25 protein-coding genes are annotated in these 26,822 nt (G+C 65.2%); 3 read left to right on the forward strand and 22 right to left on the reverse strand.

Going from position 1 to position 26,822, the window contains the following annotated elements; genetic code table 11:
• Nucleotides 1-30: 30 nt before the first annotated feature.
• The 13 genes from E1H16_RS04325 to dnaE form a co-directional block, all read right to left on the reverse strand.
• Nucleotides 31-630, reverse strand: coding sequence for a proline-rich domain-containing protein (locus tag E1H16_RS04325; RefSeq protein ID WP_134322480.1), 600 nt, complete (start codon nt 628-630; stop codon nt 31-33).
• Nucleotides 631-678: 48 nt separating this feature from the next.
• Nucleotides 679-1,452, reverse strand: coding sequence for a hypothetical protein (locus E1H16_RS04330; RefSeq protein WP_134322481.1), 774 nt, complete (start codon nt 1,450-1,452; stop codon nt 679-681).
• Between the two features lie 217 nt (nt 1,453-1,669).
• Nucleotides 1,670-2,431 carry an imidazole glycerol phosphate synthase subunit HisF gene (gene hisF / locus E1H16_RS04335; protein ID WP_134322482.1) on the reverse strand — a complete coding sequence of 254 codons (762 nt, stop codon included), beginning with the start codon at nt 2,429-2,431 and terminating at the stop codon, nt 1,670-1,672.
• A complete protein-coding gene (gene priA / locus E1H16_RS04340; protein ID WP_134322483.1) occupies nt 2,428-3,177 on the reverse strand; it encodes a bifunctional 1-(5-phosphoribosyl)-5-((5-phosphoribosylamino)methylideneamino)imidazole-4-carboxamide isomerase/phosphoribosylanthranilate isomerase PriA in 750 nt (249 codons plus the stop codon). Before priA ends, hisF begins: the two co-directional genes overlap by 4 nt.
• A complete protein-coding gene (gene hisH, locus E1H16_RS04345; protein WP_134322484.1) occupies nt 3,174-3,785 on the reverse strand; it encodes an imidazole glycerol phosphate synthase subunit HisH in 612 nt (203 codons plus the stop codon). Before hisH ends, priA begins: the two co-directional genes overlap by 4 nt.
• Entirely contained in the window at nt 3,782-4,390 is a 609-nt protein-coding gene (hisB, locus tag E1H16_RS04350; RefSeq protein ID WP_134322485.1) for an imidazoleglycerol-phosphate dehydratase HisB, read from the reverse strand. The genes hisH and hisB overlap by 4 nt, the downstream gene beginning before the upstream one ends.
• A gap of 185 nt (nt 4,391-4,575) precedes the next feature.
• Nucleotides 4,576-4,752 carry a hypothetical protein gene (locus tag E1H16_RS04355; protein WP_166741616.1) on the reverse strand — a complete coding sequence of 59 codons (177 nt, stop codon included), beginning with the start codon at nt 4,750-4,752 and terminating at the stop codon, nt 4,576-4,578.
• The gene (locus E1H16_RS04360) at nt 4,730-6,421 is read right to left on the reverse strand and encodes an HNH endonuclease signature motif containing protein (RefSeq protein ID WP_166741617.1); all 1,692 of its coding nucleotides are present in this window, start codon (nt 6,419-6,421) and stop codon (nt 4,730-4,732) included. The genes E1H16_RS04355 and E1H16_RS04360 overlap by 23 nt, the downstream gene beginning before the upstream one ends.
• 340 nt (nt 6,422-6,761) lie before the next feature.
• A complete protein-coding gene (locus E1H16_RS04365) occupies nt 6,762-7,880 on the reverse strand; it encodes a histidinol-phosphate transaminase (RefSeq protein ID WP_134322488.1) in 1,119 nt (372 codons plus the stop codon).
• Nucleotides 7,873-9,186: a histidinol dehydrogenase gene (gene hisD / locus E1H16_RS04370; protein ID WP_134322489.1), complete on the reverse strand. Its 1,314-nt coding sequence runs from the start codon at nt 9,184-9,186 to the stop codon at nt 7,873-7,875. The genes E1H16_RS04365 and hisD overlap by 8 nt, the downstream gene beginning before the upstream one ends.
• Nucleotides 9,187-9,294: 108 nt before the next feature.
• Entirely contained in the window at nt 9,295-9,969 is a 675-nt protein-coding gene (locus E1H16_RS04375; protein WP_134322490.1) for a hypothetical protein, read from the reverse strand.
• Complete coding sequence (locus E1H16_RS04380; protein ID WP_134322491.1) at nt 9,966-11,078, reverse strand: amidohydrolase family protein; 1,113 nt, start codon at nt 11,076-11,078, stop codon at nt 9,966-9,968. The genes E1H16_RS04375 and E1H16_RS04380 overlap by 4 nt, the downstream gene beginning before the upstream one ends.
• A 1-nt stretch (nt 11,079) precedes the next feature.
• Nucleotides 11,080-14,646 (reverse strand): DNA polymerase III subunit alpha, encoded by a 3,567-nt coding sequence (gene dnaE / locus E1H16_RS04385; protein ID WP_243837661.1) that lies wholly within the window; start codon nt 14,644-14,646, stop codon nt 11,080-11,082.
• 117 nt (nt 14,647-14,763) lie between these two features.
• Between dnaE and E1H16_RS04390 the strand changes: the two genes are divergently transcribed.
• Nucleotides 14,764-15,441 (forward strand): DUF6882 domain-containing protein, encoded by a 678-nt coding sequence (locus E1H16_RS04390; RefSeq protein WP_134322493.1) that lies wholly within the window; start codon nt 14,764-14,766, stop codon nt 15,439-15,441.
• On the opposite strand, the gene E1H16_RS04395 is transcribed toward E1H16_RS04390, so the two are convergent.
• A complete protein-coding gene (locus tag E1H16_RS04395; protein ID WP_134322494.1) occupies nt 15,438-16,250 on the reverse strand; it encodes an enoyl-CoA hydratase-related protein in 813 nt (270 codons plus the stop codon). The genes E1H16_RS04390 and E1H16_RS04395 overlap by 4 nt on opposite strands.
• Before the next feature lie 118 nt (nt 16,251-16,368).
• Here E1H16_RS04395 and E1H16_RS04400 point away from each other — a divergent pair, with 118 nt between their 5' ends.
• On the forward strand, nt 16,369-17,238 hold the full coding sequence (locus E1H16_RS04400; RefSeq protein WP_208378851.1) for an endo alpha-1,4 polygalactosaminidase: 870 nt from the start codon (nt 16,369-16,371) through the stop codon (nt 17,236-17,238).
• Nucleotides 17,239-17,291: 53 nt separating this feature from the next.
• Here the strand turns inward: E1H16_RS04400 and E1H16_RS04405 are convergent, their stop codons facing one another.
• From E1H16_RS04405 to E1H16_RS04430, 6 genes are all read right to left on the reverse strand, one after another.
• Nucleotides 17,292-17,963, reverse strand: a complete 672-nt coding sequence (locus tag E1H16_RS04405) for an alpha-ketoglutarate-dependent dioxygenase AlkB family protein (protein WP_208378852.1) — start codon at nt 17,961-17,963, stop codon at nt 17,292-17,294.
• Between the two features lie 145 nt (nt 17,964-18,108).
• On the reverse strand, nt 18,109-18,462 hold the full coding sequence (locus E1H16_RS04410; protein ID WP_243837663.1) for an Ada metal-binding domain-containing protein: 354 nt from the start codon (nt 18,460-18,462) through the stop codon (nt 18,109-18,111).
• Complete coding sequence (locus tag E1H16_RS04415) at nt 18,459-19,103, reverse strand: methylated-DNA--[protein]-cysteine S-methyltransferase (protein ID WP_134322495.1); 645 nt, start codon at nt 19,101-19,103, stop codon at nt 18,459-18,461. The genes E1H16_RS04410 and E1H16_RS04415 overlap by 4 nt, the downstream gene beginning before the upstream one ends.
• Nucleotides 19,100-19,597, reverse strand: a complete 498-nt coding sequence (locus E1H16_RS04420; protein ID WP_134322496.1) for an RNA polymerase sigma factor — start codon at nt 19,595-19,597, stop codon at nt 19,100-19,102. The genes E1H16_RS04415 and E1H16_RS04420 overlap by 4 nt, the downstream gene beginning before the upstream one ends.
• Before the next feature lie 188 nt (nt 19,598-19,785).
• A complete protein-coding gene (locus E1H16_RS04425) occupies nt 19,786-21,579 on the reverse strand; it encodes an ABC-F family ATP-binding cassette domain-containing protein (protein WP_134322497.1) in 1,794 nt (597 codons plus the stop codon).
• 70 nt (nt 21,580-21,649) lie between these two features.
• Nucleotides 21,650-23,656, reverse strand: a complete 2,007-nt coding sequence (locus E1H16_RS04430) for a protein meaA (protein WP_134322498.1) — start codon at nt 23,654-23,656, stop codon at nt 21,650-21,652.
• A 135-nt stretch (nt 23,657-23,791) separates the two neighbouring features.
• Here E1H16_RS04430 and E1H16_RS04435 point away from each other — a divergent pair, with 135 nt between their 5' ends.
• Entirely contained in the window at nt 23,792-24,253 is a 462-nt protein-coding gene (locus E1H16_RS04435) for a MaoC family dehydratase (RefSeq protein ID WP_134322499.1), read from the forward strand.
• 246 nt (nt 24,254-24,499) lie between these two features.
• On the opposite strand, the gene E1H16_RS04440 is transcribed toward E1H16_RS04435, so the two are convergent.
• Both E1H16_RS04440 and murA read right to left on the reverse strand, forming a co-directional pair.
• A complete protein-coding gene (locus tag E1H16_RS04440; RefSeq protein ID WP_134322500.1) occupies nt 24,500-25,492 on the reverse strand; it encodes a malate dehydrogenase in 993 nt (330 codons plus the stop codon).
• Nucleotides 25,493-25,530: 38 nt separating this feature from the next.
• Entirely contained in the window at nt 25,531-26,805 is a 1,275-nt protein-coding gene (murA, locus tag E1H16_RS04445) for a UDP-N-acetylglucosamine 1-carboxyvinyltransferase (RefSeq protein ID WP_134322501.1), read from the reverse strand.
• Nucleotides 26,806-26,822 lie beyond the last annotated feature (17 nt).

The following is a 26,822-nucleotide window of genomic DNA, read 5'->3' on the forward strand; positions in this document are numbered from 1 at the left end:
GCGGCGGCCTTCGTCAAGTGCGGGTTGTTGCTAGAACGCTCCAGCAGATGTTGCCGCTTTCTTCCGCTCGAGCCACTGCTGGACGTCACTGCCCCGTGCCAGGAAGATCAGCACGATAGCCAGCACGATACCGACCAAAGCGCTCACGAGCATCTCGGCCGCCCTATTGCCGTTGTAGAAGACTAAGTCGCCAATCACGGCAAGCACGCGCGACGCGACGTAGATGACCGTTGCCAGGATCAGCATCTGGTTCGTCTTGCCGGACAGCAGCTGGATTGCGCCGATGAAGCCCATCACCGAGGCCACGAGCATGCCGATCGCGGCGATCATGTACAGCACCATCGGGAAGCCATCCACCACTGCGAAGAGGTCGGACTCGGCGGCGCCGGTCAACACAATCACGTTGAAGGCGCCGGCGAAGAACCCGACGGTAGTGAAAATGATGCCCAACACGCCGGCGGCCGTGGCAGTGCCAGGACGCTGAACGCCCCACTGCCCGCCGACCGGAGGCGGCGCGGCCGGATAACCGGGCATCGGAGCGCCACCGTATTGCGGAGCGCCGTATTGCGGCACTCCGGCGGCATCGCCGCCCGACTGGCTTGGGTTCGGGCCGGTGGGTGGATACGTCATGGGTGATCTGTCCTTAGTCGATCGAGGCGGGTCGATCGGATCGCGTGATTAGAGTTCGTAACCGGCCGAGCGGGCCGCTGCCTTTCGCGCGAGCCAGGTATCGACGTCGGAGTTCTTCGCAAGATAGAGCAAGACGCCGTCCAGGAGCAAAAACACAATGAAGATGACAATCAGCGGCGTAACAACTTCGCCGTTAGCCCCGACGAGAACCGCGATCAGGAACAGCAGCGAGCCAACCCCGAAGATCACCGCGGCTAACACCACTATGCGATTCGTCTTCCCTCCGACGAGTTGTACTGCCCCGATAAAGACAAGGACACTCGAAACCAGAATCGCGATGAGCGAGATGAACAGCAGGGCAAGCGAAAAGCCGCCGCTGCCATCGGCGAAGCCGAACTCGTCGGTGAGCGCTGTCAAACCGACAAGGAAGTACGCCGAAGCAAAGAATCCGAAGGCACCGAAGATGAAACCCAGGACGGCAGCGGCGGTGGCCATACCTGGACGTTGTCCCGATGGCGCGCCCTGTCCGTAGGCCTGCGGGGCGACGGGGTAGCCACCGGCCTGGTACTGCGGTGCGCCGCCGTACTGCGGTGGGGCACCGTAACCGGGCTGCTGTCCGTAGCCGGGCTGCTGCCCGTAACCCTGTTGCTGGTAGCCAAACTGCTGAGTCGGGTCGGAGGCAGCCGGGTAGCCGCCTTGCGCCGGCACCTGACCGGAGGTGGGCTGCGCGGGCTGTGCGCCAGACGTCGGCTGCGAACCGTATCCCTGGCCGAACGCATTCGGGTCCTGGCTCGGCGTGGGGCCGGTGGGTGGATTAGTCATATCGAAGTCCTGTCCTGGTCGCGGGTGCCTGTCGTGACGGACGGAGGGGGCACTCTGATCACGATTATTCATTACCGCGTCGACAAGAGCACCCACCTTCACACGCGTGTTACAGAGTCGTCTGTGTCGCTGTAACCGGTCGTTCCGGTGGGCGTCCGCACGGAACGCGTGGGGTACGACGCGGCCGCAGCCTCGACGGTTCCGCGCGAGAAGCGACCTAGCGAACCGGTATTCCGTGCGCGCTCAGGTCGGCTTTCACCTCGCCGATCGTCATCTGCCCGAAGTGGAAAACGCTGGCCGCCAGCACCGCATCGGCCCCGGCGGTGACGGCTGGGGCGAAGTGTTCGACGCTGCCCGCGCCGCCACTGGCAATGATCGGGATGGACACCTCGCGGCGCATGAGCTCGATCAGTTCCAGATCGAATCCGTCCTTGGTGCCATCGCGATCCATTGAGTTCAGCAGGATCTCCCCCGCACCGAGCTCTGCCGCCCGCGCGCCCCACTCGATCGCGTCCAGCCCGGCAGCGCGACGTCCACCGTGAGTGGTGACCCCGAATCCGGACGGTTGGCCTACCTCCCGGCGAACGTCCAGGGACAGCACCAGGACCTGCGATCCGAATCGCTGCGCGATCTCATCGATCAATTCCGGACGGGCGATCGCGGCGGTGTTCACGCCCACCTTGTCAGCGCCCGCGCGCAACAGGTTGTCGACGTCATCGGCAGTGCGAACGCCACCGCCGACGGTCAACGGGATGAACACCGTCTCGGCGGTACGCCGCACCACGTCGTACGTCGTCTGACGGTTGCCCGAGGACGCGGTCACGTCCAGAAAGGTCAACTCGTCGGCCCCCTGCGCGTCGTACCGCGCGGCGAGTTCGACGGGGTCACCGGCATCACGCAGGTTCTCGAAGTTGATGCCCTTCACGACGCGGCCGGCGTCCACGTCCAGGCATGGGATGACCCGCGTCGCGAGCGTCATCCCGAGATCGCCTCGAGCGCCTGCGGCAGCGTGAAGTTGCCTTCGTACAGCGCGGTGCCGACGATCGCGCCCTCAACGCCGACCCGGGTGAGTTGCGCGATCTGCCGGATGTCATCCAGCGTGCTGATTCCCCCGCTGGCCACAACCGGGGCGTCGGTGCGCTCGCACACCTGACGTAGCAGGTGGACGTTCGGCCCCTTGAGCATGCCGTCCTTTTCGACGTCGGTGACGACGTACCGTCCACAGCCGTCCTGCTCCAGGCGTTGCAGCACCTCCCAGAGGTTTCCGCCCTCACGGGTCCAGCCACGTGCGGCGAGCTTCTCGCCTCGAACGTCCAGGCCGATCGCGATCTGGTCACCGTGCTCGCCGATGATCCGCGAGCACCATTCGGGGTTCTCCAGGGCCGCGGTGCCGATGTTGACCCGCGTACATCCGGTGGCCAACGCCGCGTTGAGCGACTCGTCGTCGCGGATGCCGCCTGATAACTCGACCTTGATGTCCATCTTGCCGACGATTTCGGCGATGACGTCGCGGTTGTGCCCGCGACCGAACGCAGCGTCCAAGTCGACCAGATGCAGCCACTCGGCTCCGTCGCGCTGCCAACCTAGTGCGGCGTTCAGCGGTTCTCCGTAGGTCTTGCCCGACCCGGCCTCGCCGCGTACCAACTGGACTGCCTTGCCCTCGGTCACGTCCACGGCGGGCAGCAGTTCGAGGCGGGGTCCATCAAGCGGGGTTGCGGCGGTCACAGGGTCTCCATCCAGTTGGCGAGGAGATGAGCTCCGGCATCGCCGGACTTCTCCGGGTGAAATTGCGTCGCGCTCAACGAGCCACGCTCGATCGAGGCGATGAACGACTCACCGTACTCGCACATCGCGACGCGGACATCGGTGTCAGTACGCGTGGCGGCGTAGGTGTGCACGAAATAGAAGCGAGTATCGGCGTCCACACCACGCAACAGCCGGGAGTCATCCGGCGCGCGTAGCGTGTTCCACCCCATATGCGGCAGCACATCGGCTCGAAGCCGCTCGACCTGCCCGCCTATGGCGCCGATCCCGTGGACCGACACTCCGTGTTCGGTGCCCTCGGCGAACATCACCTGCATCCCGACGCAGATACCCAAAACGGGCCGCTCTGCGGCGATGCGGGCGTGGATCATCCGCGGCGCGTTCAGCTCATTCAAACCGCGCATGCAGGCCTCGAAGGCGCCCACGCCCGGTACGACGAGACCGTCGCATTCGGCGGCTCGTTGCACATCCGACGTCACTTCGACCCTCGCGCCGGCGCGCTCCAGTGCACGCTGAGCAGAGCGGATGTTGCCGAACCCATAGTCGAGGATGACGACGTCGCGGGTCACAGAGCTCCCTTGGTGCTGGGGATCGCATCGGTGCGCGGATCGGGCTCGACCGCTTCCCGCAGCGCACGCGCCAACGCTTTGAACTGTGCTTCGACGATGTGGTGCGGGTCGCGGCCGGACACGACAGTCATGTGGATGCAGATGCGAGCGTTCAGTGCGAGCGTCTCCAGCACGTGCTGCGTCATCGAGCCCATATATAGCGGCGCGATTCCGCCGATCGCGACGTACTGCTGGCCCTCTGGCTCGCCGGTGTGCACGCAGTACGGACGACCGGACACGTCGATGACACAGTCGGCGAGCGCCTCGTCCAACGGGATTCTCGCGGTGCCGAAGCGCCGGATTCCGCGTTTGTTTCCGAGCGCCTGAGCGAGTGCTTCGCCGAGCACGATCGCGGTGTCCTCAATGCTGTGATGACCATCGATCTCGATGTCCCCGGTGGTCTGCACAATCAGGTCGATCAGCGAGTGCTTGGACAGCGCGGTCAGCATGTGGTCGTAGAAACCGATCCCGGTGCTGATATTGCTCGTGCCCGTGCCGTCCAGATCGATCTCGACCAACACTGAGCTTTCGCTCGTCTTGCGTTCGATGCGCGCTGTGCGCCCCATGCTGATGCTCCTGATGTGTAGCTATCTCTGACTACCGCCGCCGTCCATTCTCCCCTATCGACCCAGGCGACCGCCGCCCATCTCCATCAGTGGAGCATCTGGCCGCGTAACGGACGCCCGTTGATCGAGAAGTTGACCGCATACCGGCAGCCGCCGACCGGTGCGACTCGGTCGGTGGACCCGCGTCACGCCGCACTCCCCGCCATCGGTGCGCTGGTCCCACTGGGAAGGTAGTCGCCGAGCAGGTCAGCGACGTGTTGCTGGAATTCGCCCCGCTTATAGGGATCCGAAATATGCGCCGCAAGTAGCCCGACCAACTCAATGGCTGAGTCCAGTGCCTCATCCACATCGGGCGGGTCCACCGCGCCGATGGCGTCGTGCGCCATGCGGGCTTGACGAGCCACGTTCTCGATTTCGTTCTGGTCTGGTATTCGGATCCGCGTATTCAGGACCGGACGCTGCGCCGGGTCTATCCAAGGGTGGCGGGATCCACCAGGGCAGCCCGTTGTGCATATCGATTCGCCACCCGCTGCTATCGAGTTCACGATGGTGGACGCCACACAACAACGTCAGATTCGATACGTCAGTTGCACCACCGCGCCACCACTCCCGAACATGATGTCGTTGACACCAGTCCGGCGGCACATCGCAGCCAGGATGCGAACAGCCACCATCCCGGGCGACGAGTGCGTGTGTCTGCCCCGCGCTAGCTATGCGTCGCGATCGGCCGTAGGCCACGACCCCGCTTGTCTTGCTCGCCCATACCGGTATCAGCACCGCTTCATCGGCCAGCTGCTGGAACTCCCGCAACGTAATTCGGTCTCCACCAGCGATACGCCCGACGTATCGCGCACCGTCAGCCTGAGCACTCTCACCGTGACCGGCCATCCCGTGAGCGTGCTCATCGGGGGCGTGAGCGCACTCGACATCGTCCCGCGTACCATCCGCGGCGGTAATGCCCAGGGCATCCATCACCTTGTCCACGTCGACCGTCAGATGTACCGTCGCCGCCGTCCCGCCGCTGGCGGGCATACCCGAACCGGCCAACAGCATTCCCAGCGCATCGAACAACGCGTCATGGCGACGCTGATCCGCCGAACGCTCATCCCGACGACCGTCGCGCGCCGGGCGCGGGGCAGCCAGCGGCGACAGGACCGCGTCTAGTCGCGCTTTCGTCTGCGGACTCACATAACCCGTGATCGCGTACGTGCCATCGTGGCGTTGCCGACCAACGCGTAGCGCACGCCGCGCCTCGGTGATCGCTACATCCGGACCACGCCCATCCGGCAACAGCACCTCATCCACGTGCTCTCCCACCGCCTTCAGATCCGCTGGGCCCAACACACCGGCCTGCCCGACGAGAGTCTGCTCGGCCTGCTCCCGCAGACTCGCATCCAGTTCCGGGATCGTGTCGATGCGCCGCATCGCCGCCACCACCACGTCCACCTGCTCGACCGACACCGCCCCGCACTCGACCGCGGCAGCCAACGCCGGCAAATCAGGCGGAATCTCGCCCTGAGAAAACCCATTTCGCGGCGAAATCCTCTCCGCGCGACGCTGCCGCGTGTTCGCCTCCGTCACGCTAATCCGCAACGACTGCGCGAGGCCTTTGGGGATACTTTTCGAACCGACGTAGGTCACGAACGATGGGTCTTCTGATGCCGACTCAATCACGCGGCAATCAAAGAACAGACCACGCGCACGATGTGCCTCAAACTCGCGCGCCAACCCCACCAGACACGCCGGATCCAACGCTGCGAAATCACCACGCGCACCGATCTCGAGGAGCGCACCCATACCGACCTGCAAGTGTTCGAGGGCATCAGCCAGTTCCATCGAGAACGACTCGGCAACCTGTAGCGGGCCCGCCACCCCGGCTGCGGCCGCCGCTCGGGCGTCCGCAGGTACAAACCGCAACCGATCCAGATCATGCGCACCGACATCGCCAGAAGGCGCGGCGCCAGCGGCACCTGAAACGGCGACCGAGCACATGTCGGTGACCATCGCGCCTCCCGCAAGGTTCGGTTTCACTTCCACATACCCTATAGTACATATGTTCGATTCTGTGCGCAAGGTTCGATCGCGAGTACTCAGGAATTCGAGACGCCAGCGAAGGCCAGGGAATGCCCGTCGCACACAGACGTGCACGACACCTCGCCGGTCACAGACGCGCGCTCGCGGCATCTCTGCGCACCCCGGCTTCTTCGTCCGCGGCAGTTCCGCGCACTCGGGTCTCTTCCGCCGGCCCCGATCGGTCGACGACCGCCCACGTAACGACGAGCGACCGAAAAGGACTACCGACCGACTAAGCCAGACCTGCGGGGATCAACCGTCACCGAACGAGTCCTCAACCCTCGCGGGACGAACAAAATTAGATCAGCGACGCGTCGAGGTGTAGAACGTCCGCGAGCGCGGCGAGAAATGCGGTGGTCTCCTCCGGCGTGCCGGCATTGACCCGCAAATGCCCAGCGATATGCAAATCACGAATCAACACGCCGCGATCGAGCAATGCCTGCCAGACGGTCGAGGCGTCGTCCAACCCGCCGAACAGCACGAAGTTGGAGTCGCTGGGCACCGGACTGAGCCCCCACGCCGCGAGTACGTCGACGATCCGATCGCGCTGGGCCTTCAACGCCTGCACGTTCGACAGCAGCGCCTCGCTGTGCGCGAGCGCAGCGCACGCAGCGGCCTGAGTCAGCGACGACAGGTGATACGGCAGGCGGACGATGCGTAGCCCGTCGATGATCTCGGGCGCGGCCGCGAGGTAGCCGACACGCGCACCGGCGAACGCGAACGCCTTGCTCATCGTGCGGCTGACGACCAGTCTCGGGTGCTCAGCGAGCAGATGCAGCGCCGAACGCGTGCCTTCGCGGGCGAACTCGAAGTACGCCTCATCGGTGATCACGATCCCGCGCGAGGCCTCCAGCACCGCGGTGATCACCTCGGCGTTCATCGCCGTACCGGTCGGGTTGTTCGGGGAACATAGGAAGACCACGTCGGGATCGGCGTCGCGGACTTGCTGTACGGCGTCGCGCACGGACAGGTCGAAACCCGCATCACGGCGCGCGGCGATCCACTCGGTGCCGGTCGCCCGCGAGATCAGTTCATGCATCGAGTACGACGGCACGAAGCCGAGGGCGCGGCGAGTCGGGCCACCGAACGCCATCAGCAAATGCTGTAGCACCTCGTTCGAACCATTCGCCGCCCACACCTGGTCGACGTCGAGGTCCACGCCGTCCTGCCGCTGCAGATAATCAACCAAGCCCTTCCGCAGCGCAGAAAACTCGCGGTCCGGGTAGCGGTTGAGGTGCGCGACCTCGGCCTCAATCGACTCGATGATCGATGCAGCGACGACCGGCGGTACGTCGTACGAGTTCTCGTTGACATTCAGCTGTACAGGTACGTCGAGTTGGGGGGCGCCGTACGCCTGTTGCCCGCGGAATTCCGGGCGCAGCAACCGCTGAACGAGCGCGGCGTTCGACTCAGACATCGGCGAATCGGGCGCGGATCGCGGCGCCGTGCGCCGGCAGGTCTTCGGCGTCAGCGAGCGCAACGATGTGTGCGGCAACCTCTCGCAATGCGGACTCGTCATAGTCCACGACGTGCACCCCCTTCAGGAACGACTGCACCGACAGCCCCGACGAGTGACGTGCGCAGCCGCCGGTTGGCAGCACGTGGTTCGAGCCCGCGCAGTAATCCCCGAGCGGTACCGGCGAGTACGCACCGACGAAGATGCAGCCGGCACTCCGCACGCGCGCCGCGACCTCGCGGGCGTTCTTCGTCTGCACCTCTAGGTGTTCGGCGGCGTACGCGTCGACCACCCGCAGTCCCATCTCGATGTCGTCGACGAGTACCACGCCGGACTGGTGCCCACCGAGCGCGTCGTTGATGCGCTGCACGTGTTTGGTGGCGGCGATCTGCACCCGCAGCTGCTCGTCTACGGCGGCGGCGAACTGCTCACTGTCGGTGACGAGTACCGAACCAGCCAACGGATCGTGCTCGGCCTGGCTGATCAGATCTGCGGCGACATGTGAAGGGTCAGCAGTGTCATCGGCGAGGACGGCGATCTCGGTGGGGCCGGCTTCGGAATCGATACCGATCAGCCCGCGCAACATCCGTTTGGCGGCGGTGACGTAGATATTGCCCGGGCCGGTCACCATGTCGACCGGTTCGCTTTCCTCGGTTCCGTAAGCGAACATTGCCACGGCCTGCGCACCGCCGACGGCGTACACCTCGTCAACGCCCAGCAGCGCGCATGCAGCGAGGATCGTGGGGTGCGGGCGGCCGCCGAACTCGCGCTGTGGCGGGGATGCGACGGCGATCGAACCGACCCCGGCGACCTGAGCCGGGACGACGTTCATCACCACGCTGGACGGGTATACCGCCAGACCGCCTGGCACGTACAAACCGACGCGATCCACAGGGATCCACTTCTCGGTCACGCTCGCACCGTCGCCCAGGACCGTGGTCGTGTCGCTGCGACGCTGATCCTCGTGCACCGTGCGCGCGCGATAGATCGCCTCGTTGAGCGCGACGCGTACGACGGGGTCGAGGGTTTCGAGCGCCTCGTCGAGGTAATGCTGTGGGACGCGCAATTGTTCCAGTTTCACGCCATCGAGGCGCGCGGTGATTTCCTTGACGGCAACGGCCCCACGCGCCTGAATGTCGTCAACGATCGGCTCAACTGCGGCGGTTGCCCGCTCGACATCGATCTCGGCGCGCGGCACAGCGCGGCGCAGCTCGGCGGCCCGCAGTCGCTGGCCGCGAAGATCGATGGTCCGAAGGATCTGGCTCATCCGTCCAGATTACGACGCGCCAGCACGCTGGCCGATGCCTACCGGGCGTGACTCTGGCGATACCCCGCGCGCGAAGTGTGCGCGGTGTCGTCGCAGCCACGGTGGCACCTACTGCTGCCGCGGCGCTGCTTGAGAGCGCAGATCACTATTCGAGGCCGCAAACGTCAACACGATGTAGGTCAACACGGCGCACAACCCCGCCGCCCACATCGCGGTGGTACTGCTGAGCACCGGTGCGGCGATCCGGTCCGTACCGACCGCACCCGCGGATTCAAAGCCACGCAACGCGACCGTCGGCATCCACACCAGCATTCCGATGCCCGTCTGCGCGATCGCAGCGACAACGGCGATCCCCACACCGACCGGCCCACGTGCCGCCTCGACGGGATCCACCTGAGCGGCGTGCGTCTGCGCAGGGGCATGCGCCTGCACAGCGCTCTGCGCCGCAGGATCAACGTCGTGAGGCATAGGCGAGGCGCCCGGACGGGAATGCCACGGACGCCACCACAACACTGTCGTCACTACGGCCACCACGCACATCGCGAGCGTGAGCCACACCTCTGCGGCAACCCGAACCTCGTCCTGCGGCCACGCCGGCATATCGCCGATCTGCGTAACGACCTCATGCGATCCTGGCGCCATCAACGCGCAGATCACGGCGGCAATCACGCTGAGTACGAGCGAGATCAACGCGGTCCGGACCAGATGCGCCCGCCCGCCTGCCGCCGTCACGGCTCGCGCGATCCCGGAAGGTCGCCGCGGCGTCGCGGCCTGGATCGTCATCGCAACGCCACCGGATCGAGGGGGCCGGAACCGAACGCGCGGCTGGTGCCGCTGATCGTCATCAGCGGGGCCCACCACGCGGCCGGTTCACGGAGCGGATCATCCTGGAGTACGACGATCCGCGCCGGGCTACCGACTAGCAATGGCCCGTACGAAGCCGACCTGAGCGCACCATCGCGGCCCAGCCCGGCCTGCGCGAGCCGATCGAGTTCGCGCGGATCTACCCCGGGTCGGCCAGCGATATTGCCTTGGTCGGTGCCGTAGTACAGCGGCACCCCTGCCTCGATCAAGGCTGCCGCGTTACGCGCGGCGGCCGGCCCCAATCCGCTGGCATATAACATTTGTAGCGTCGAACTAACCGCGATCCGCGCTTCTTTCACCTGGCCGACGACGCTATCGGGCAGCACCTCCGCGGGGGTGTTCGCGAGTTCATCCACGCCAGCTTCTAACGCGCGAACTACCAACTCCACGGTTTGCGCACGAGCGATCACCGGCAGTGAACGCTCATGTGCGGCGTCGACCGCCGCGGCCAGCACCGCCGGTGGGGTCGCCGAAGCACAGCTCTCATCGTGCAACCCCACCTTGATCGCCTGGGCGCCGAGTTCGTGCTGGGCCGCCGCGTGCGCGACCGCCTTCTCGGCACTATCGAGCACTGGTTCCGCAGTGATCCGAGCCGATCCGCGCGCAGATGCGGTCAGCACGTGGCCGACGGAGCGGACCGGCAGTCCTGTCGCAGCATCAGGCTCGGGCCCCGGATGTCCTTCGGGGTCACCGAGGTCGCGGACCGCGACCACTCCGGTGGGCAGCAAGTCACGTGGATCGAGTCCACACAGATGCACGTGACGGTCGTAGATCCCCGGACCGATCCAGCAGGTCGGGCCGCCGAGTACGTCGTCAACGTCCCGGGCAAGCCCCGCCTCGAACGGGCTGATCTCAGCAATATCCCCGTTATCGTCGATCAACACGACGTGATCGGGCAGCGGATCCTCTTCACCGCCGAGCCACACCGAGCCACGTAATGCCGTCACCACGCCGCGGCTCCGTTCCGCACGTGCCGCTTGGCCGTACACCGCATCGCCACGATCAACCGCGTCGGCGCCGTCGAACACCTCACTGCACGAAGCCTTCGGTGCCCAACAGCGCCTTGACGTCGCCGACCAGCCCGGGCGAACGGGTCACCCGCAGGTCATCACCCAGACGCACCGTGTGCATCCGTTCGCCGTTGAGCACGCGCAGATGAACATCAGTGACCCCCGCGTGACCGGACAGCACCTGCTTGAGGCGGGTGACCAGGGGCGGCGTACACCGCAACGCCTGCACCTGCAGCAATACCGGTCCCGAGTTGTCCTTGTTCAGGTCCGGCAAGGACAGGTCGGCGATCCGCAGTTTCGGCGCCTCGTCGTCCTCCAGGGCCACTCGGCCGGTGGCCACCACGACCTGATCCTCAGCGACCAGGTGCCCGACTGCCTCGTACGTACGGGCGAAGATGAAGATCTCTACCGAGCCCTCCAGGTCCTCGATCGTCGCCTTCGCCCAGTAGGCACCCTGCTTGTTGATCTTGCGCTCGACACCGGTCAGGATGCCCGCGATCGTGACCACGTCTTTGTCGGCGTAGGCCCCCTCCTCCAGCAGGCCCGCGATCGTCGTATCGGCGGCGCTGGCCAATACGTGCTCCAGGCCGTGCAGCGGGTGATCGGACACGTACAGGCCGAGCATTTCGCGCTCGAAGGCCAACTTCTCGCGCTTGGGCCATTCCTGTTCGGGGATGGCCACCTCGAACTGCGTCGAGGCCGGTGAGTCATCCTCACCACCGCCGAGCCCACCGAACAGGTCGAACTGCCCCATCGCCTCTTGCTTCTTCACGTCGGCGATCGAATCGATCGCCTCGGCGTGAATGTGAATCAGACCGCGGCGCGGATGCTCGAGCGAATCAAAAGCACCGGACTTGATCAGCGACTCGACCACGTTCTTCTTGCAGGCCTGCTGGTCGACCTTGCGCAGGAAATCGTGGAATGAGGTGAAGTGCCCTTTCTCCTCGCGGCCTTTGACGATGAGTTCGACGACATTCGCGCCGACCCCTCGGACCGCGGCCATACCGAATCGGATGTCGGTACCGACCGGGGTGAAGCGCGCGTATGACTCGTTGACGTCCGGGGAGAGGACCTTGATCCCCATCCGCCGACATTCATTGAGGTAGACCGCCATCTTGTCTTTGTTTTCCGCGACGCTGGTCAGTAGCGCGGCCATGTACTCGGCCGGATAGTGGGCCTTCAGGTAGGCGGTCCAGTAGGACACGACGCCGTACGCCGCGGAGTGCGCCTTGTTGAAGGCGTAATCGGAGAACGGCAGCAAGATCTCCCACAGCGTGGTGATCGCGGCCTTCGAGTAGCCGCGCTCGGCCATTCCCGCGGAGAAGATCTCGAACTGTTTGTCTAGTTCGGACTTCTTCTTCTTGCCCATTGCGCGCCGCAGCAGATCGGCCTGGCCGAGCGAGTAGCCGGCGACTTTCTGCGCGATCGCCATGACCTGCTCTTGGTAGACGATCAACCCGTAGGTTTCGCCGAGGATGTCTTCGAATGCCTCAGCGAGTTCGGGGTGGATCGGCACGACAGGTTCGCGGCCGGTCTTTCGGCGCGCGTACTTGTTATGTGAGTCCGCGCCCATCGGGCCGGGACGGTACAGCGCGCCGACGGCGGAGATGTCTTCGAACGTGTCCGGGCGCATCGAGCGCAGCAGGGCGCGCATCGGCCCACCGTCGAGCTGAAACACACCGAGCGTGTCCCCGCGCGCCATCAGCTGATACGTCCCGGCATCATCGAACGGAAGGTCTTCCAGGACGACCTTCTCGTCCCGGTTGATCTCGATGTTGTCCAGGGCGTCATCGAGGATGGTGAGGTTACGCAGCCCGAGGAAGTCCATCTTGATCAGCCCGAGCGTCTCGCACGTCGGGTAATCGAACTGGGTGATGATCGCGCCGTCCGATTCACGCTTCATCAGCGGGATCACGTTCATCAGCGGTTCAGACGACATGATCACGCCGGCGGCGTGCACACCCGTGCCGCGGCGAAGGCCTTCGAGGTCCTTGGCCGTATCGACGACTTCCTTGTATTCCGCGTTCGACTCGTAGAGGCCGCGGAACTCGCCGCCCTCGTTGTACCGCTCGTTGGTGGTGTCCCACATCTTCGACAGCGGGACGCCCTTACCCATCACGTCCGGCGGCATCGCCTTGGTGAGGATGTCGCCTACCGCGTACGGCTTGTCGAGCACGCGGGCGGCATCCTTGACGGCGTTCTTCGCCTTGATCGTCTGGAAGGTGACGATCATCGCGACGAACTCGCTGCCGTACTTCTCCACGACGTACTGGATGACTTCACCGCGCCGACGCTCGTCGAAGTCCACATCGAAGTCGGGCATCGAGACGCGATCGGGATTGAGGAATCGCTCGAAGATCAGCCCGTGCTGAAGGGGGTCCAGGTCGGTGATCCGCATCGCGTACGCCGCCATCGACCCTGCGCCGGAGCCGCGTCCGGGACCGACGCGGATCCCGTTGTTCTTCGCCCAGTTGATGAAGTCCGCGACGACCAGGAAGTAGCCCGGGAAGCCCATCTGCGCGATGACGCCGACCTCGTACTCGGCCTGTTTGCGCACCGCCTCCGGGATTCCATCCGGATAGCGGTAATGCAGGCCTTTCTCGACTTCCTTGACGAACCAGGACTCCTCCGATTCACCGTCAGGCACCGGGAATCGCGGCATGTAGTTCGCGGACTCGTTGAACTGGATATCGACTCGTTCAGCGATCAGCAGCGTGTTATCGCACGCCTCGGGGAGCTCGCGGAACTTCGCGCGCATTTCCTCGGCGCTCTTGAGGTAGTAGTGCGCACCGTTGAACTGGAACCGGTTCGGGTTCGATAGCCGGTCTCCCGTTTGGATACACAACAGGGCGCCGTGCGCCTTGGCGTCTTCCTTGCTTGTGTAGTGAAGGTCGTTGGTGGCCAGGAAAGGAATCTGCAGATCGCGGGCGATATCGGTGAGCTGCGAGCGGTAGGACTTCTCGACGGCGAGGTCGTGGTCCATCAACTCGCAGAAGAAGTTGTCCTTACCGAAAATGTCCTGGAAATCGGAGGCCGCTTGACGCGCTCGGTCAAGTTTGCCGGCGCGCAGCCACATCGGCACCTCACCCGACGGGCAACCGGTCGTCGCGATCAGGCCCTCGTGATACTGCTCGAGGATCTCGCGGTCGAACCGCGGTTTGCGGTACTGCCCCTGCAAACTCGCGAGCGACGACAGCCGAAACAAGTTGTGCATACCCGTGGTGTTGTATGCCAGCAGCGTCATGTGGTTGTACGCCGCACGACCCTTGTTACTTGAGCCCTCTTCGGAGGACTGATCGTCGGTGATCGTGCCGAACTCGTACGGCACACGGTCGAATCGAGACCCGGGGGTGTAGTACCCCTCCATCCCGATGATCGGCTTTACGCCGGCGGCACTGGCCTGTTTGTAAAAGTCGTACGCGCCGTGCACGTTGCCGTGATCGGTGACGGCGATCGCCGGCATGCCCAACTCGCTGGCGCGTTCCATCAGTGGACCGATCTTTGCCGCACCATCGAGCATCGAGTACTCGGTATGGGTGTGCAGATGAACGAACTGATCCACCGAACCCACTACGCTGCTCACCACTTTCTGATCGTGCCGATCACCCATTGTCGCACCGTTGTGCAGTTCTCAGCCCCGACTGGCCGAGGGTGATGCGACCTGCGGCGCGTGAGATGCATTCCGGTGGTTAGCCTGGTCGGCATGCGCCTCGAACGCGGCCTCAAGCACCCCACTCTAGACACTATTGTCGCGGCGTACTCGGCTGTCGTCATAGAACGACAGATGCTGCTGCAGAAACTCGTCGAGGGCGCGCCGTGGAGCCTTGATCTTCGGCAGCAGGTACTGACTGTGGGCGCCCGAACGTTACGTGTCTCACCGTTGGCGCACGTCGCTACCGACGGCGAAACGTGGCAGTGGGCATCCTCGGACGGATCACCGGCGCGTACCGGGCACACGGAACTGATCGAGATCGGCCGGCGTTTGGATATCCCGGAACTGACGACTCGACGACTGCCGCTGTCTGCCATCCATGACGGTGGGCAAGGTCCCGCACACACGCTGGCCATTGCCGCGTGCGGGTTGCTCGCTGGGCGCGGGTACTTTCCCGCGGCGTACGACGCGGGCACGGCGTGGTTGCTGGTGCGTGAAGAGTCGCTGGAGCATCCTGCGCTCGATGTCGCCGCAGTCGGCACATTGCTGCGGGGCGCGACCTCGTTGTTTCCGCACGCCGATCGTTTGGCGGTGGAGACGTATCTCGGAGTTCATCGGTTATCGGCGCGCGATGACGGCGACCGGATCACCGCAGAGGTCGGCGGCCGCCGGCTGGAGTTCATCTTCGATTCCGCGGACCGGTTACGCGACGTCAGCGCTGCGAACTAACGCGGCCAGATCGGCGCCCGCTTCTCGACGAATGAACTCATCCCCTCGCGGGCGTGGTCGGTTTGTGATGCGCCGGCCATCACCTCGATCGCCAGCAGGTACGCCTCGCTCTCTGGCCGATCCAGATGGTTGTAGATGGTCTGCTTGCCGACGGCCTTGTTCGCCGCGCTGCCCTGGCACAGCCGATCAACGAGGTCAGCGACCTTCGCATCAAGTTCGTCGTCCGGGACGGCGTAGTTGATCAGACCCCACGCCTGCGCGGTACTCGCATCGACCGGTTCACCGGTGAGCGCGAGTTCCATCAGGCGCTTACGCCCGATAGTGCGGCTCACTCCGACGGAGGGCGTGTGGCAGAACCAGCCACCCTTGGCACCGGGCAACGCAAAACCGGCCGACTCTGCCGCCACGGCAAGATCGGCGCTGGCGACCATCTGGCAGCCGGCGGCGGTGGCCAGCCCCTGGACCTTCGCGATGACTACCTGTGGCAGCGAATGCATCCGAGTCATCATCTCGGTGCACAACTGCAACAGTTCGCGCATCGAGACCAGGTCGCGGTCGATCATGTCGGCAAAGTCATGACCCGAGCTGAACACCGGACCGTCGGCCGCGATCACCAGGATCCGTGCGTCGGTCGTCGCGACGTGGTTCATCGCCGCGAGAATCTCGCGCATGTGTTCCTCAGACAGCGAATTGCGTCGCTTCGCCCTCGCCATCGTGAGGGTGTAGACCTGCCCAGATCGCTCGAGGCGGATGTGTTCGAAAGCCGGCGAGTCAGACGTGGCGCTATGGGGTGTGGCGAGTTCAGTCATACCCACAGGATAAGGGGCGGCAGGGTCGATGACGTTGCCGCCAACGGCTGCTGCCCCATAGCCTGGACGAGCACTTCAGCGGCGACACTTGATCTCACTCTGCCGAAAGGCGGCACTCGTGCAGCGGTCGATCATCCTTGCGGTCGTGACCGTCGCGATGGCGGCTCTGGTGGGATGTGCCCCAGCACCAGACGACTCGAGCGACCCTCTGCCGCGCGCGCAGCAGCGGGTGCGACTTCCACCGACGCACGGGGTTTTTGATTACCAACTCGGCGGCGCGTACGACCTGGTCCAGACGAGTTCGGGCGAGCAGGCACCGGATGTGGTGACTCGGGACGCGAACGCGGCAGCCCCGGTCGACGGGTACGGCATCTGCTACGTGAACGGTTTCCAGACACAGCCCGATGAGTCCGCCGAATGGGCGAGTACGCGCGAATCGTTGCTAGTACATGACGCGGACGGCGGACTCGTGAGTGATCCGGACTGGCCCGACGAGTACATCCTCGATCCGTCCACCGGCCAGCAGCGCGACGGCATCCTCGCGGTCGTCGGCCCGCTCATCGACAGTTGCGCAACGTCCGGTTTCTCGGCGGTCGAGATCGACAATCTCGATACCTGGACGCGATTCGAGCAGATCGACCCTGACGGCGCTTGGGCTCTCGCCGCGGCGTACGTCGACCGCGCGCACGCCGCGGGCTTGGCCATCGCTCAGAAGAACTCCCCCGAGGTCGCGGCCCTCGCTCATGATGAGCTGGGTTTCGACTTCGCCACCACCGAAGAGTGCGCTGTCTTCGGTGAGTGCGGCTTGTACGCCGCGGCGTACGGACCACACGTGCTGCAGATCGAATACCCCGACGCGCTCAAGGATGCCGGTATCGACTTCAGCGATGTGTGCGCGCTCACCGATCGATCGCCGTTGACCATCCTGCGCGATGGCGACCTTGTTCCCCGGGGCACGGACGGGTACGTCTATGACCGCTGCGAGTAGTGACGTGCGCAGGCACGACGCCCGCCGTCACCGGCCGAAGGCCGACTACCAGATCAACCCTCGAGGCCGGTGACGCGCATCGTGATGTTGATCCTGCCGCTGCGCAGTCCGCAGTCCGTAGGTGCGGTGCCTGGATAGACCTTCGGGATGCCGTGGTAGGCCAGCCGGGAGGGTCCACCGAAGACGAACAGGTCGCCGGAGGACAGGTCGATGTCTTGATAGGGCTTGTTTCGGGTCTCGGTGTTGCCGAACCGAAACTTGCAGGTGTCGCCGATCGACAGCGATACCACTGGGGCACCCGAGCGCTCGTCCTTGTCCTGGTGCATCCCCATTCGCGCCGCGTCGTCGTAGTAGTTCACCAGCGCCGTATCCGGCGTGTAATCCTCGCCAGCATGCGGATCGCCTGTCGCGGCGACGAGCGCTGTGCGGCCGAGGCGGACCATCCAGTCGGGGAAGTCGAGCACCCGGTTGCCGTTCACATCGACGGCCTCGCGCGTGTACTCATAGGGACGCCAGTGCCAGCCGAGGCACACGGTGCGCACGCTCATCTGGTGCCCGCGGACCGTGGCTGCCCGGATCGGAACCGGCCCGTTCGTCCATTCGTGGAAGCGGGCCACGATCCACCGCTGCTGCTCGAGCGTGAGCCAACTCGGCACGTAGTGCGCCCCTTCGGGCAACCTGGGCGTCGGCCGCTCGATCATGTCGTCGCCGAACAGGGTGCTCAACCCACGCTCCTCTCCACCTCGATGAGATGCGGCGATCGCGTTATGTCGACTGGGACCTGCCACAACGCGTCGACCTTAGTATCGGCCGGCCGCGCCACGGTCGCGCCGACAACCGCGGGCATCCCCAGGCGCGGGTTGCGGCTCATCACGCCTGCTTCCACGCGGCGTACTCCTGAGGCAGACACACCGCGCACGGCCGGAACCCGGCGGCGATCGCGGTGATCTCGTCGGCAAAGAACACCCGGTTCTTCACGTAGCCGCCATTCGCGATCGCGCGCACCGCCGCCGGACAGTCCAAGCGCCCGTAGATGCGTCCGCCACGATGCCCACCGAGGGTGCCGGGCGTAGCGCGCTCGTACGGCTTTCGGTCTGCACCAAGGAGCGTGTAAGTCTTGCCGGTCATCGTGCCCTCACGCGGCGTCGTGGAATACCAGCGCGAGCGTGAACCGGAGTCCACCCGCTGCGCGTAGTCGTCCGGCTTGGTCTGCGTCGCGTTCATGCCGCCTTCTCCAGAGTCAGTAAGGTCGTCTTCGCTTCCAGGCCGCCGATGTAACCGCCGAGACTGCCGTCGGTGCGCAGTACGCGGTGGCAGGGCACAACGACTGGCAGCGGGTTGGTCGCGCAGGCCGTGCCGACGGCGCGTACGGCCTTCGGATTCCCGACGAGTTCGGCGACTTCCTTGTAGGACTGCGTGTGGCCGTAGCCGATGTGCGGCAGGTAGCGCTGCACGATCTGGCGGAACCCCGAGGACATCGCATAGTCCAGCGGCACGTCGAAGGCGCGCCGCTTGCCGGTGAAGTACTCGTCGATCTCGGCGGCGACCGCGTCCAACCGGCGCGGGGCTTGCAGCACGCGGGGGCTGATCTTGTCCGCGAGCGACTCCAGCACGGCCTCGAAGTTCTCGCGTTCGAAGGCGACGCGAACCAGCCCTGTCTCGGTCGCGGCCAGTAGCAGCTGCCCGACGGGAGTGTCGATCGTGCGGTAAGCGATGTCCACCAGCCCGTGCTCACTGGCGATCCCTGCCAGGCGCGAATGTAGGTGAGCCATCGCGTCGGGCTCGATCGCGAAGAGTGCGTCGTACTCAGCCCTCTTGCCGCCATCAGCCGAATGGTTGTTGCCGAACGTGGCGATATCGGTCATCGGGGTACTCCTTTCGGGTAGTCGTCTGCGGGATAGATCTGCCTGAGGCGTTTGATGCCGTCGGATGCCGCGCGGCGCACCGCATCCGTGCTGCCGCCGATAATCTCGGCGGTCTCGGCGTGCGGCAAGCCGCCGAGGTAGTGGTAGGCGATCGCGAGTCGTTGCCGCTGCGGCAGCGCCGCCACCGCAGTCCACACCCCGTACTCGTCACCGCCGGGATTGCCCAACGGCGAAGCCCGCTCGGGGAGATCGTCGCTGGGGATCGCGCGCCGCGCGCGTGCCCGGGTGACGTCGATCGCCTTTCGGTGCGCAACGCGCACCAGCCACGCCTCGACGTTTGTGTCCTCCGGCAGATCCGGCCAGGCCTTCAGCGCTGCCAAGAACGTCTCGGACCAGGCGTCGTCCGCGTCAGGGCCGCGGCCGAGCACGGCGCGGCACACCCGCAGCACGGTCTGCCCGTGCCGCTTCACGGCCTGATCGAATGGCTGTTTCATCTTCATCACACGGTAGACGCGCCGGCCGGGCGAAACGTGAGATCCGACTTTCCTAGGTAGCCCGCGTCGACCAGCCCTGTCCGTACCAGCAGGACCCGTCGTCGGCGAACCCGACCGGCGTACCCTCTCCGCGAGCGTCCGCACTGACTGCCGCGCGCCAACTCTTGGCTGCGCGCGAGTCTGGTCCGTCAGCCGATCGAGTCGGACAGTTCCAGCCAGCGCTCTTCGAGTTCGGCGATCTCGCTGTCGAGGGTGTGCGACCGCTCAGCGAGCCGCCGCATTCCTTCGTGGTCGTCCTGCTCGTGTTCGGCCATCTGCTGATGGAGGGCCTGCACCTCAGCGCTCAGCTTGTCGAGCCGTCGTTCGATCGCCGCGACCTCTTTCTGCGCCGCCCGTCGCTGCGCCCCGGACAGTTCGGACGCTCCACCGCTGTTGTCCGGCAGCGGGCTGATCTCGCGACTCGCGGCGGGCGCTGCCTGTTCGCGCCGTAGCCGCAGGTACTCGTCAACACCGCCGGGCAGGTGCCGCAGCCGCCCGTCGAAGATCGCATACTGCTGGTCGGTGACGCGTTCGAGGAGGTAGCGGTCGTGGGAAACGACGATCAGCGTGCCCGGCCAGGAGTCAAGCAGATCCTCCATGGCTGCCAGCATGTCGGAGTCCACGTCATTCGTGGGCTCATCCAGGGCGATGACGTTCGGCTCACTCAGCAACAGGAGCAGCAGTTGCAGTCGACGCTTCTGCCCGCCGGACAGATCCGACACCCGCGCCGACAGGTGTTCGCGGGCGAAGCCGAGACGTTCCAGCAACTGAGCCGGAGTCAGGTCTTTACCGTCGATGGTGAACGTTGCCTGAGTACGCGCGAGCACTTCGCGCACCCGATCTCCGCTGATGTCCGCGAGTTGGGAGAACTGCTGATCCAGGGTCCCCAGCCGCACCGTCTTACCGCGCTTGACCTGCCCCGTGCTCGGTTTGACCGTACCGGCCACGAGGCCCAACAGGGTGGACTTACCGCTGCCGTTCGCCCCGAGAATCCCCGTCCGCTCGCCGGGGGCAATCCGCCATGTCACGTCGCGCAGCACGTCACGCTCACCAAAGCGGACGCCCGCGTTTTCAATGTCGATCACGTCCTTGCCGAGGCGAGCCACCGCGAGCCGCTGTAGTTCGATCGGATTGCGGACCGGCGGTACGTCGGCGATCAGCTGGTTGGCGGCCTCGATGCGGAACTTGGGCTTGCTCGTGCGGGCCGGAGCCCCGCGCCGTAGCCACGCGAGCTCCTTACGCATGAGGTTCTGCCGTTTGGCCTCCGTCGCGGCAGCCATCCGGTCTCGTTCGACCCGCTGCAGGACGTACGCAGCGTAGCCACCTTCGAACGGTTCGACGATCTGATCGTGCACTTCCCAGGTCTCGGTGCACACCTCGTCGAGGAACCAACGGTCGTGGGTGATGACCAGCAGCGCCCCGGCGTTTTTCGCCCACCGATTCTTCACGTGCTCAGCGAGCCAGGTGATGCCCTCGACGTCGAGGTGGTTCGTCGGCTCGTCGAGCGCGATCACGTCCCACTCGCCAATTAGCAGGACCGCCAGGGCGACTCTGCGTCGCTGCCCGCCACTAAGCGATCCGATCGTCGCATCCCATGGCACGTCGGACACGAGCCCATTGATCACGTCGCGGACCCGGGCGTCACCGGCCCACTCGTGCTCGGGTCGCTCGCCAACGATCGAATAGCCTACGGTCCGCTCCGGGTCCAAATCGTCGCTTTGCGACAGCATCCCGAACCGGACGCCGCCGCGCCGCGTCACCCGTCCGGCCTGCGGGGAAATCAGCCCGGAAAGCATCCCCATCAACGAGGATTTGCCGTCACCGTTTCGGCCAACGATTCCGACACGATCGCCTTCTTCGATCCCGACCGTCACCGATTCGAACACGACGCGGGTCGGATACTCCAGGTGCAGGGCTTCGCCCACGACCAGAGGCACGGCCATCAGCGCGTCACCGCCCCATCGCGGGCACGCGCGAGACCGGGTACGTGGTGGAGGTCGACTGCTCCGGCCACTACGCGTGCTCGGCGAGCTGCGGTGCTCCGCGTTCGATCACGTCAAGGATGGTGCCCATGATGTCGTTGAGCTCGTAATCCTTCGGAGTGAACACCTTGGCCACCCCCTGTCGCATCAGCAGGTTCGCGTCGGCGTCCGGGATGATTCCGCCGACCACCACCGGCACGTCATCCATTCCGGCTTCCCGCAAACCCTGGAGCACTGCCGGTACCACCTCGAGGTGCGAACCGGACAGCACCGAGAGTCCGACGACATGCACGTCCTCTTCGACGGCGGCTGCGACGATCTGCTCCGGGGTCAGCCGGATACCTTGGTAGATCACCTCAAAACCTGCGTCCCGCGCGCGTACGGCGATCTGCTCGGCGCCATTGGAATGCCCGTCCAGACCAGGCTTACCCACCAGAATCTTCAACCGGCGGCCCATCCGCTCGCCTAGCGCGCTGGTGCGCTCGCGCACCCGCTGCAATGGTTCGGCCACATCCGTGGCGGCGGTCGCTGCCGACACACCGGTCGGGGCACGGAACTCGCCGAATTCCTCCCGCAACGCCTGCGACCACTCCCCCGTGGTCACCCCTGCTCGGGCGCAATCCAACGTCGCTTCCATCAGGTTCTGCGTCGTCGACGCGACCTCACGAAGCCGCGCGAGCGCAGACTGCACCCGGTCTTCATCACGGTCTGCCCGCCAGCGTCCGATCGCCTCAATCGCGGCAGCCTCGACCCCCGCGTCGACGGTCATGATCGACTCTTGACCCTCGTCGGTCAGCGGGCTCGGCTCCGTGGTCTCGAACTTGTTGACGCCGACGATCACATCGTCACCCGTCTCTATCCGGGCGCGGCGGGCAGCCAGTGACTCCACCAACGCGCCCTTCATGAAGCCCGAGGAGACTGCTCCCAGCACGCCGCCGGCCTCCTCGACCTGCTGCATAAGTTCCTTGGCGCCGTCGACGATCGAGGCGACCTTGGCCTCAATGACGTGCGACCCGGCGAAGATGTCCTCGTACTCCAGCAGATCGGACTCGAAGGCGAGCACCTGCTGCATCCGCAGCGCCCACTGCTGGTCCCACGGGCGCGGCAAGCCCAGTGCCTCATTCCACGCCGGTAGTTGGATTGCCCGCGCTCGCGCATCTTTGGACAGGCTCACACCCAGCATCTCCAGCACGATTCGCTGCACATTATTCTCCGGCTGCGCCTCGGTCAGTCCCAGCGAGTTGACCTGGACGCCGTACCGGAAGCGACGCATCTTTGGATCTTGCACGCCGTACCGCTCGCGGGTGATCTCGTCCCACAGCTGCCCGAACGCACGCATCTTGCTCATCTCTTCGATGAACCGCACGCCGGCGTTGACGAAGAAGGAGATGCGCCCTACCACCGCGGGGAACTTGTCCTCGGGCACCTGCCCCGAATCGCGGACCGCGTCCAGCACGGCCACCGCGGTGCTCATCGCGAACGCGACCTCCTGCACCGGAGTCGCCCCAGCCTCCTGCAAGTGGTACGAGCAGATGTTGATCGGGTTGAACTTCGGCATCGTGTTGACCGTGTACGACACCATGTCGGCGATCAGCCGCATCGATGGCTCCGGCGGGAACACGTACGTGCCGCGGGAGAGGTACTCCTTGATGATGTCGTTCTGCGTCGTACCCGCCAGTTTGGTGATGTCGGCGCCCTGTTCCTCGGCGACGACCTGATACAGCGCAAGCAGCCACATCGCGGTCGCGTTGATCGTCATCGACGTGTTCATCTGCTCAAGCGGGATGTCCTTGAACAGTTCGCGCATATCGCCCACATGGCTCACCGGCACGCCGACACGGCCCACTTCACCGCGCGCGAGCTGCGCGTCCGGGTCGTAGCCGGTTTGGGTCGGCAGGTCGAAGGCGACGGAGAGTCCGGTCTGCCCCTTGGCGAGGTTCCGCCGATAGAGCTCGTTGGACGCGCTGGCCGACGAGTGCCCGGCGTAGGTACGCATCACCCAGGGGCGGTCGCGTTCGGTGTTCGACGGGTAGGGCATGTGGAACCTCCAGAAATCTCAGGACAACTCTACTGAACGACCGGCTTGCCGAATGTCCTCCGGCTATGGATAACCTCACTGGCAGGCGTCGCGGCTTCGGCGCCGCGATTGTTGTTCACGATCAAGGAGGCAGTCATGGCAGAGGTAAAGGTATTCAACGGTATCGACGACCTGAAGGCGAGCGTCGGCCAATCGTACGGCCCCACCGATTGGTTCGAGGTCAGCCAGGATCGCGTGAACGCGTTCGCTGATGCGACCGAGGACCACCAGTGGATCCACGTCGACGTCGAGAAGGCGAAGTCGGGTCCGTTCGGCGCGACGATTGCGCACGGCTTCCTGACCCTCTCGTTGATCCCGATGTTCGGCCCGCAGCTCACTCGCGTCGACAACGTCAAGATGGGCGTCAACTACGGCTGCGACAAGGTGCGCTTCCCGCACCCGGTTCCGGTCGGCTCGAAGCTGCGCGCCAGCGCGAAACTGCTTGATGTCACCGACATCGCGATGGGCAGCCGTGCCACCTGGGAGTGGACGATCGAGGCCGAGGGCATCGACAAGCCGGTCTGCGTCGCCAGCATGCTGTCGGTAATCGTCGCGTAGCACGAGTCGCCACAGCGCCGTAGCGCGAGCGACCAAGGCCTGCCCAACGGTCCGCAACACTCCCGACGGTCGTCGATCAAGTGAGACGGCGAGGCACGGGAGCGTCGATTGAATGCAGGCGCCGCAGACTGCGGAATGTTCCAAGCAGGGCCGTTCGGCCGCTCAGACAACCAAGAGACGCCCCACCGGATTTCCGGTGGGGCGTCTCTCGTGGTTCACGACAACGTCGTGTTGTGCCGGCTCGCGCTAGGAGATGAGTCCGAGCTTCTTCACGGCGTCGCGCTCTTCGGCCAGTTCGGCGACCGAGGCGTCGATCTTGCCGCGGGAGAACTCATCGATCTCCAGGCCCTGGACGATCTCGTAGTCGCCGTTCTTGCAGACGACCGGGAACGAGGAGATGAGTCCCTCCGGTACGCCGTACGAACCGTCCGAAGCCACGGCCATCGACACCCAGTCACCGGAGGCCGAACCAAGCGCCCAATCGCGAGCGTGGTCGATCGTGGCCGACGCCGCGGAGGCCGCGGACGACGCGCCGCGGGCATCGATGATGGCCGCGCCGCGCTTGGCGACCGTCGGGATGAAGGTGTCGGCCAGCCACGCCTGATCGCCGACAGTCTCGGCAGCGTTCTTGCCGCCGACCTCGGCGTGGAAGAGGTCCGGGTACTGGGTCGCCGAGTGGTTGCCCCAGATCGTCATCTTCTTGATCTCGGTCACCGCGACACCGAGCTTGGCAGCGAGCTGCGAGATCGCGCGGTTGTGGTCGAGGCGAGTCAACGCCGAGAAGCGCGTGTTCGGGATATCCGGCGCGTTGTTCATCGCGATCAGCGCGTTGGTGTTGGCCGGGTTGCCGGTAACGGTGATGTGTACGTCGTCCGCCGCAACCTCGTTCAGCGCCTTGCCCTGCGGGGCGAAGATGCCGCCGTTGGCCTCGAGCAGGTCACCGCGCTCCATCCCAGGGCCGCGCGGGCGTGCACCGACGAGCAACGCGTGGTTGACGCCGTCAAACACCTTGTTCGCGTCGTCGCCGATCTGGACGCCAGCCAGGGTGCTGAACGCACAGTCGTCCAGTTCCATGACGACGCCTTCCAGCGCCTTCAGAGCCGGGGTGATCTCGAGCAGCCGTAGCTCGACCGGGGTGTTCGGGCCGAACAACGCGCCCGAGGCGATACGGAAGAGGAGGCTGTAGCCGATCTGACCGGCGGCGCCGGTGACGGCAACCTTGACGGGTGAGGTCGTCACGATCTGCCTTTCGAAGAGTGAAATGGATGCCCCCGAGGTTACTCGGAGGGGTCCGCCTGGGGCACGGTGACCCGTTCGATCGTCGCGCCGAGCGCGCGCAGCTGCTCCTCGAAGCCGGGGTACCCGCGATCGATGTGATGAACGTGACCGACCTCGGTGACGCCATCGGCGACCAACGCCGCCATCACCAGGCCCGCGCCGGCGCGGATGTCGGTGGCCTCGACCGGGGCACTGGAGAATCGCTCGGTGCCATGAATTGAGCAGTGGTGCCCGTCGATGGTGATGTGCGCACCCAGCCTGATCAGTTCATTCACGAACATGAACCGGCCCTCGAACACATTCTCGGTCAAGATCGAATGGCCGTCAGCGATCGCGTTGAGCGCGATCGCCATCGGCTGAAGATCGGTGGGAAAGCCCGGGTAGGGCAAGGTGACGATGTCATGCGCGGTGGGACGGGCATCCATCTGCACCCGGAAACCATCGTCGTATGTCGATAGGTCGGCGCCCATATCCGCGAGCCGTTGCAGCACTCGTTCGACGTGGTCGGCACGCGCATCGCGTACACGCACATCGCCACGGGTCATCGCCGCACCAATCGCCCACGTCCCGGCGACGATCCGATCGGGAACCGTGCGGTGCACCGTCGCACGCAACCCGTCGGTGCCCTGCACATGCAACGTTGAGGTGCCCTCACCTTCGATCACCGCGCCCATCGAGCGCAGCATATCGACGAGGTCGACGATCTCCGGTTCACGCGCGGCATTGTCGATGACTGTCTCACCGTCGGCCAGGACCGACGCCATCAACACGTTCTCGGTGGCTCCCACGCTGGGGAAATCAAACGTCACCTCCGCGCCGCGTAACCTGCTCGCGGTCGCGATCAGATAGCCATGCTCGAGCCGGACGTCGGCCCCCAGACGCTGCAACCCATCAATGTGCATATCGAGCCCGCGTGCGCCGATTGCGTCGCCGCCGGGTAGCGCCACCTTCGCGTGCCCGAACCGGGCCACCAGCGGTCCGAGGACAGCGACCGCGGCGCGCATCCGACGCACCAACTGGTAATCGGTCTCGGTCGTCGTCTGTTCCGGGACATCGATCTCCAGCACGTCGCCGTCCGCGCTCACCACACAGCCCAGCCGTCGCAATACCTCGGTCATGATCGTCACGTCGAGGATCTGCGGAACGTTCTCCAGTCGCGTGCGCCCGGATGCAAGCAGCGCGGCAGCCATCAACTTCAAGGCACTGTTTTTGGCGCCGGCAACCGATACCGACCCGCTCAATCGTGCGCCGCCACGCACCCGGTAGACGTCCATCGCCCCATCCTATGGAC

The organism is Cumulibacter soli (assembly GCF_004382795.1).
Taxonomy (GTDB): Bacteria; Actinomycetota; Actinomycetes; order Mycobacteriales; family Antricoccaceae; genus Cumulibacter; species Cumulibacter soli.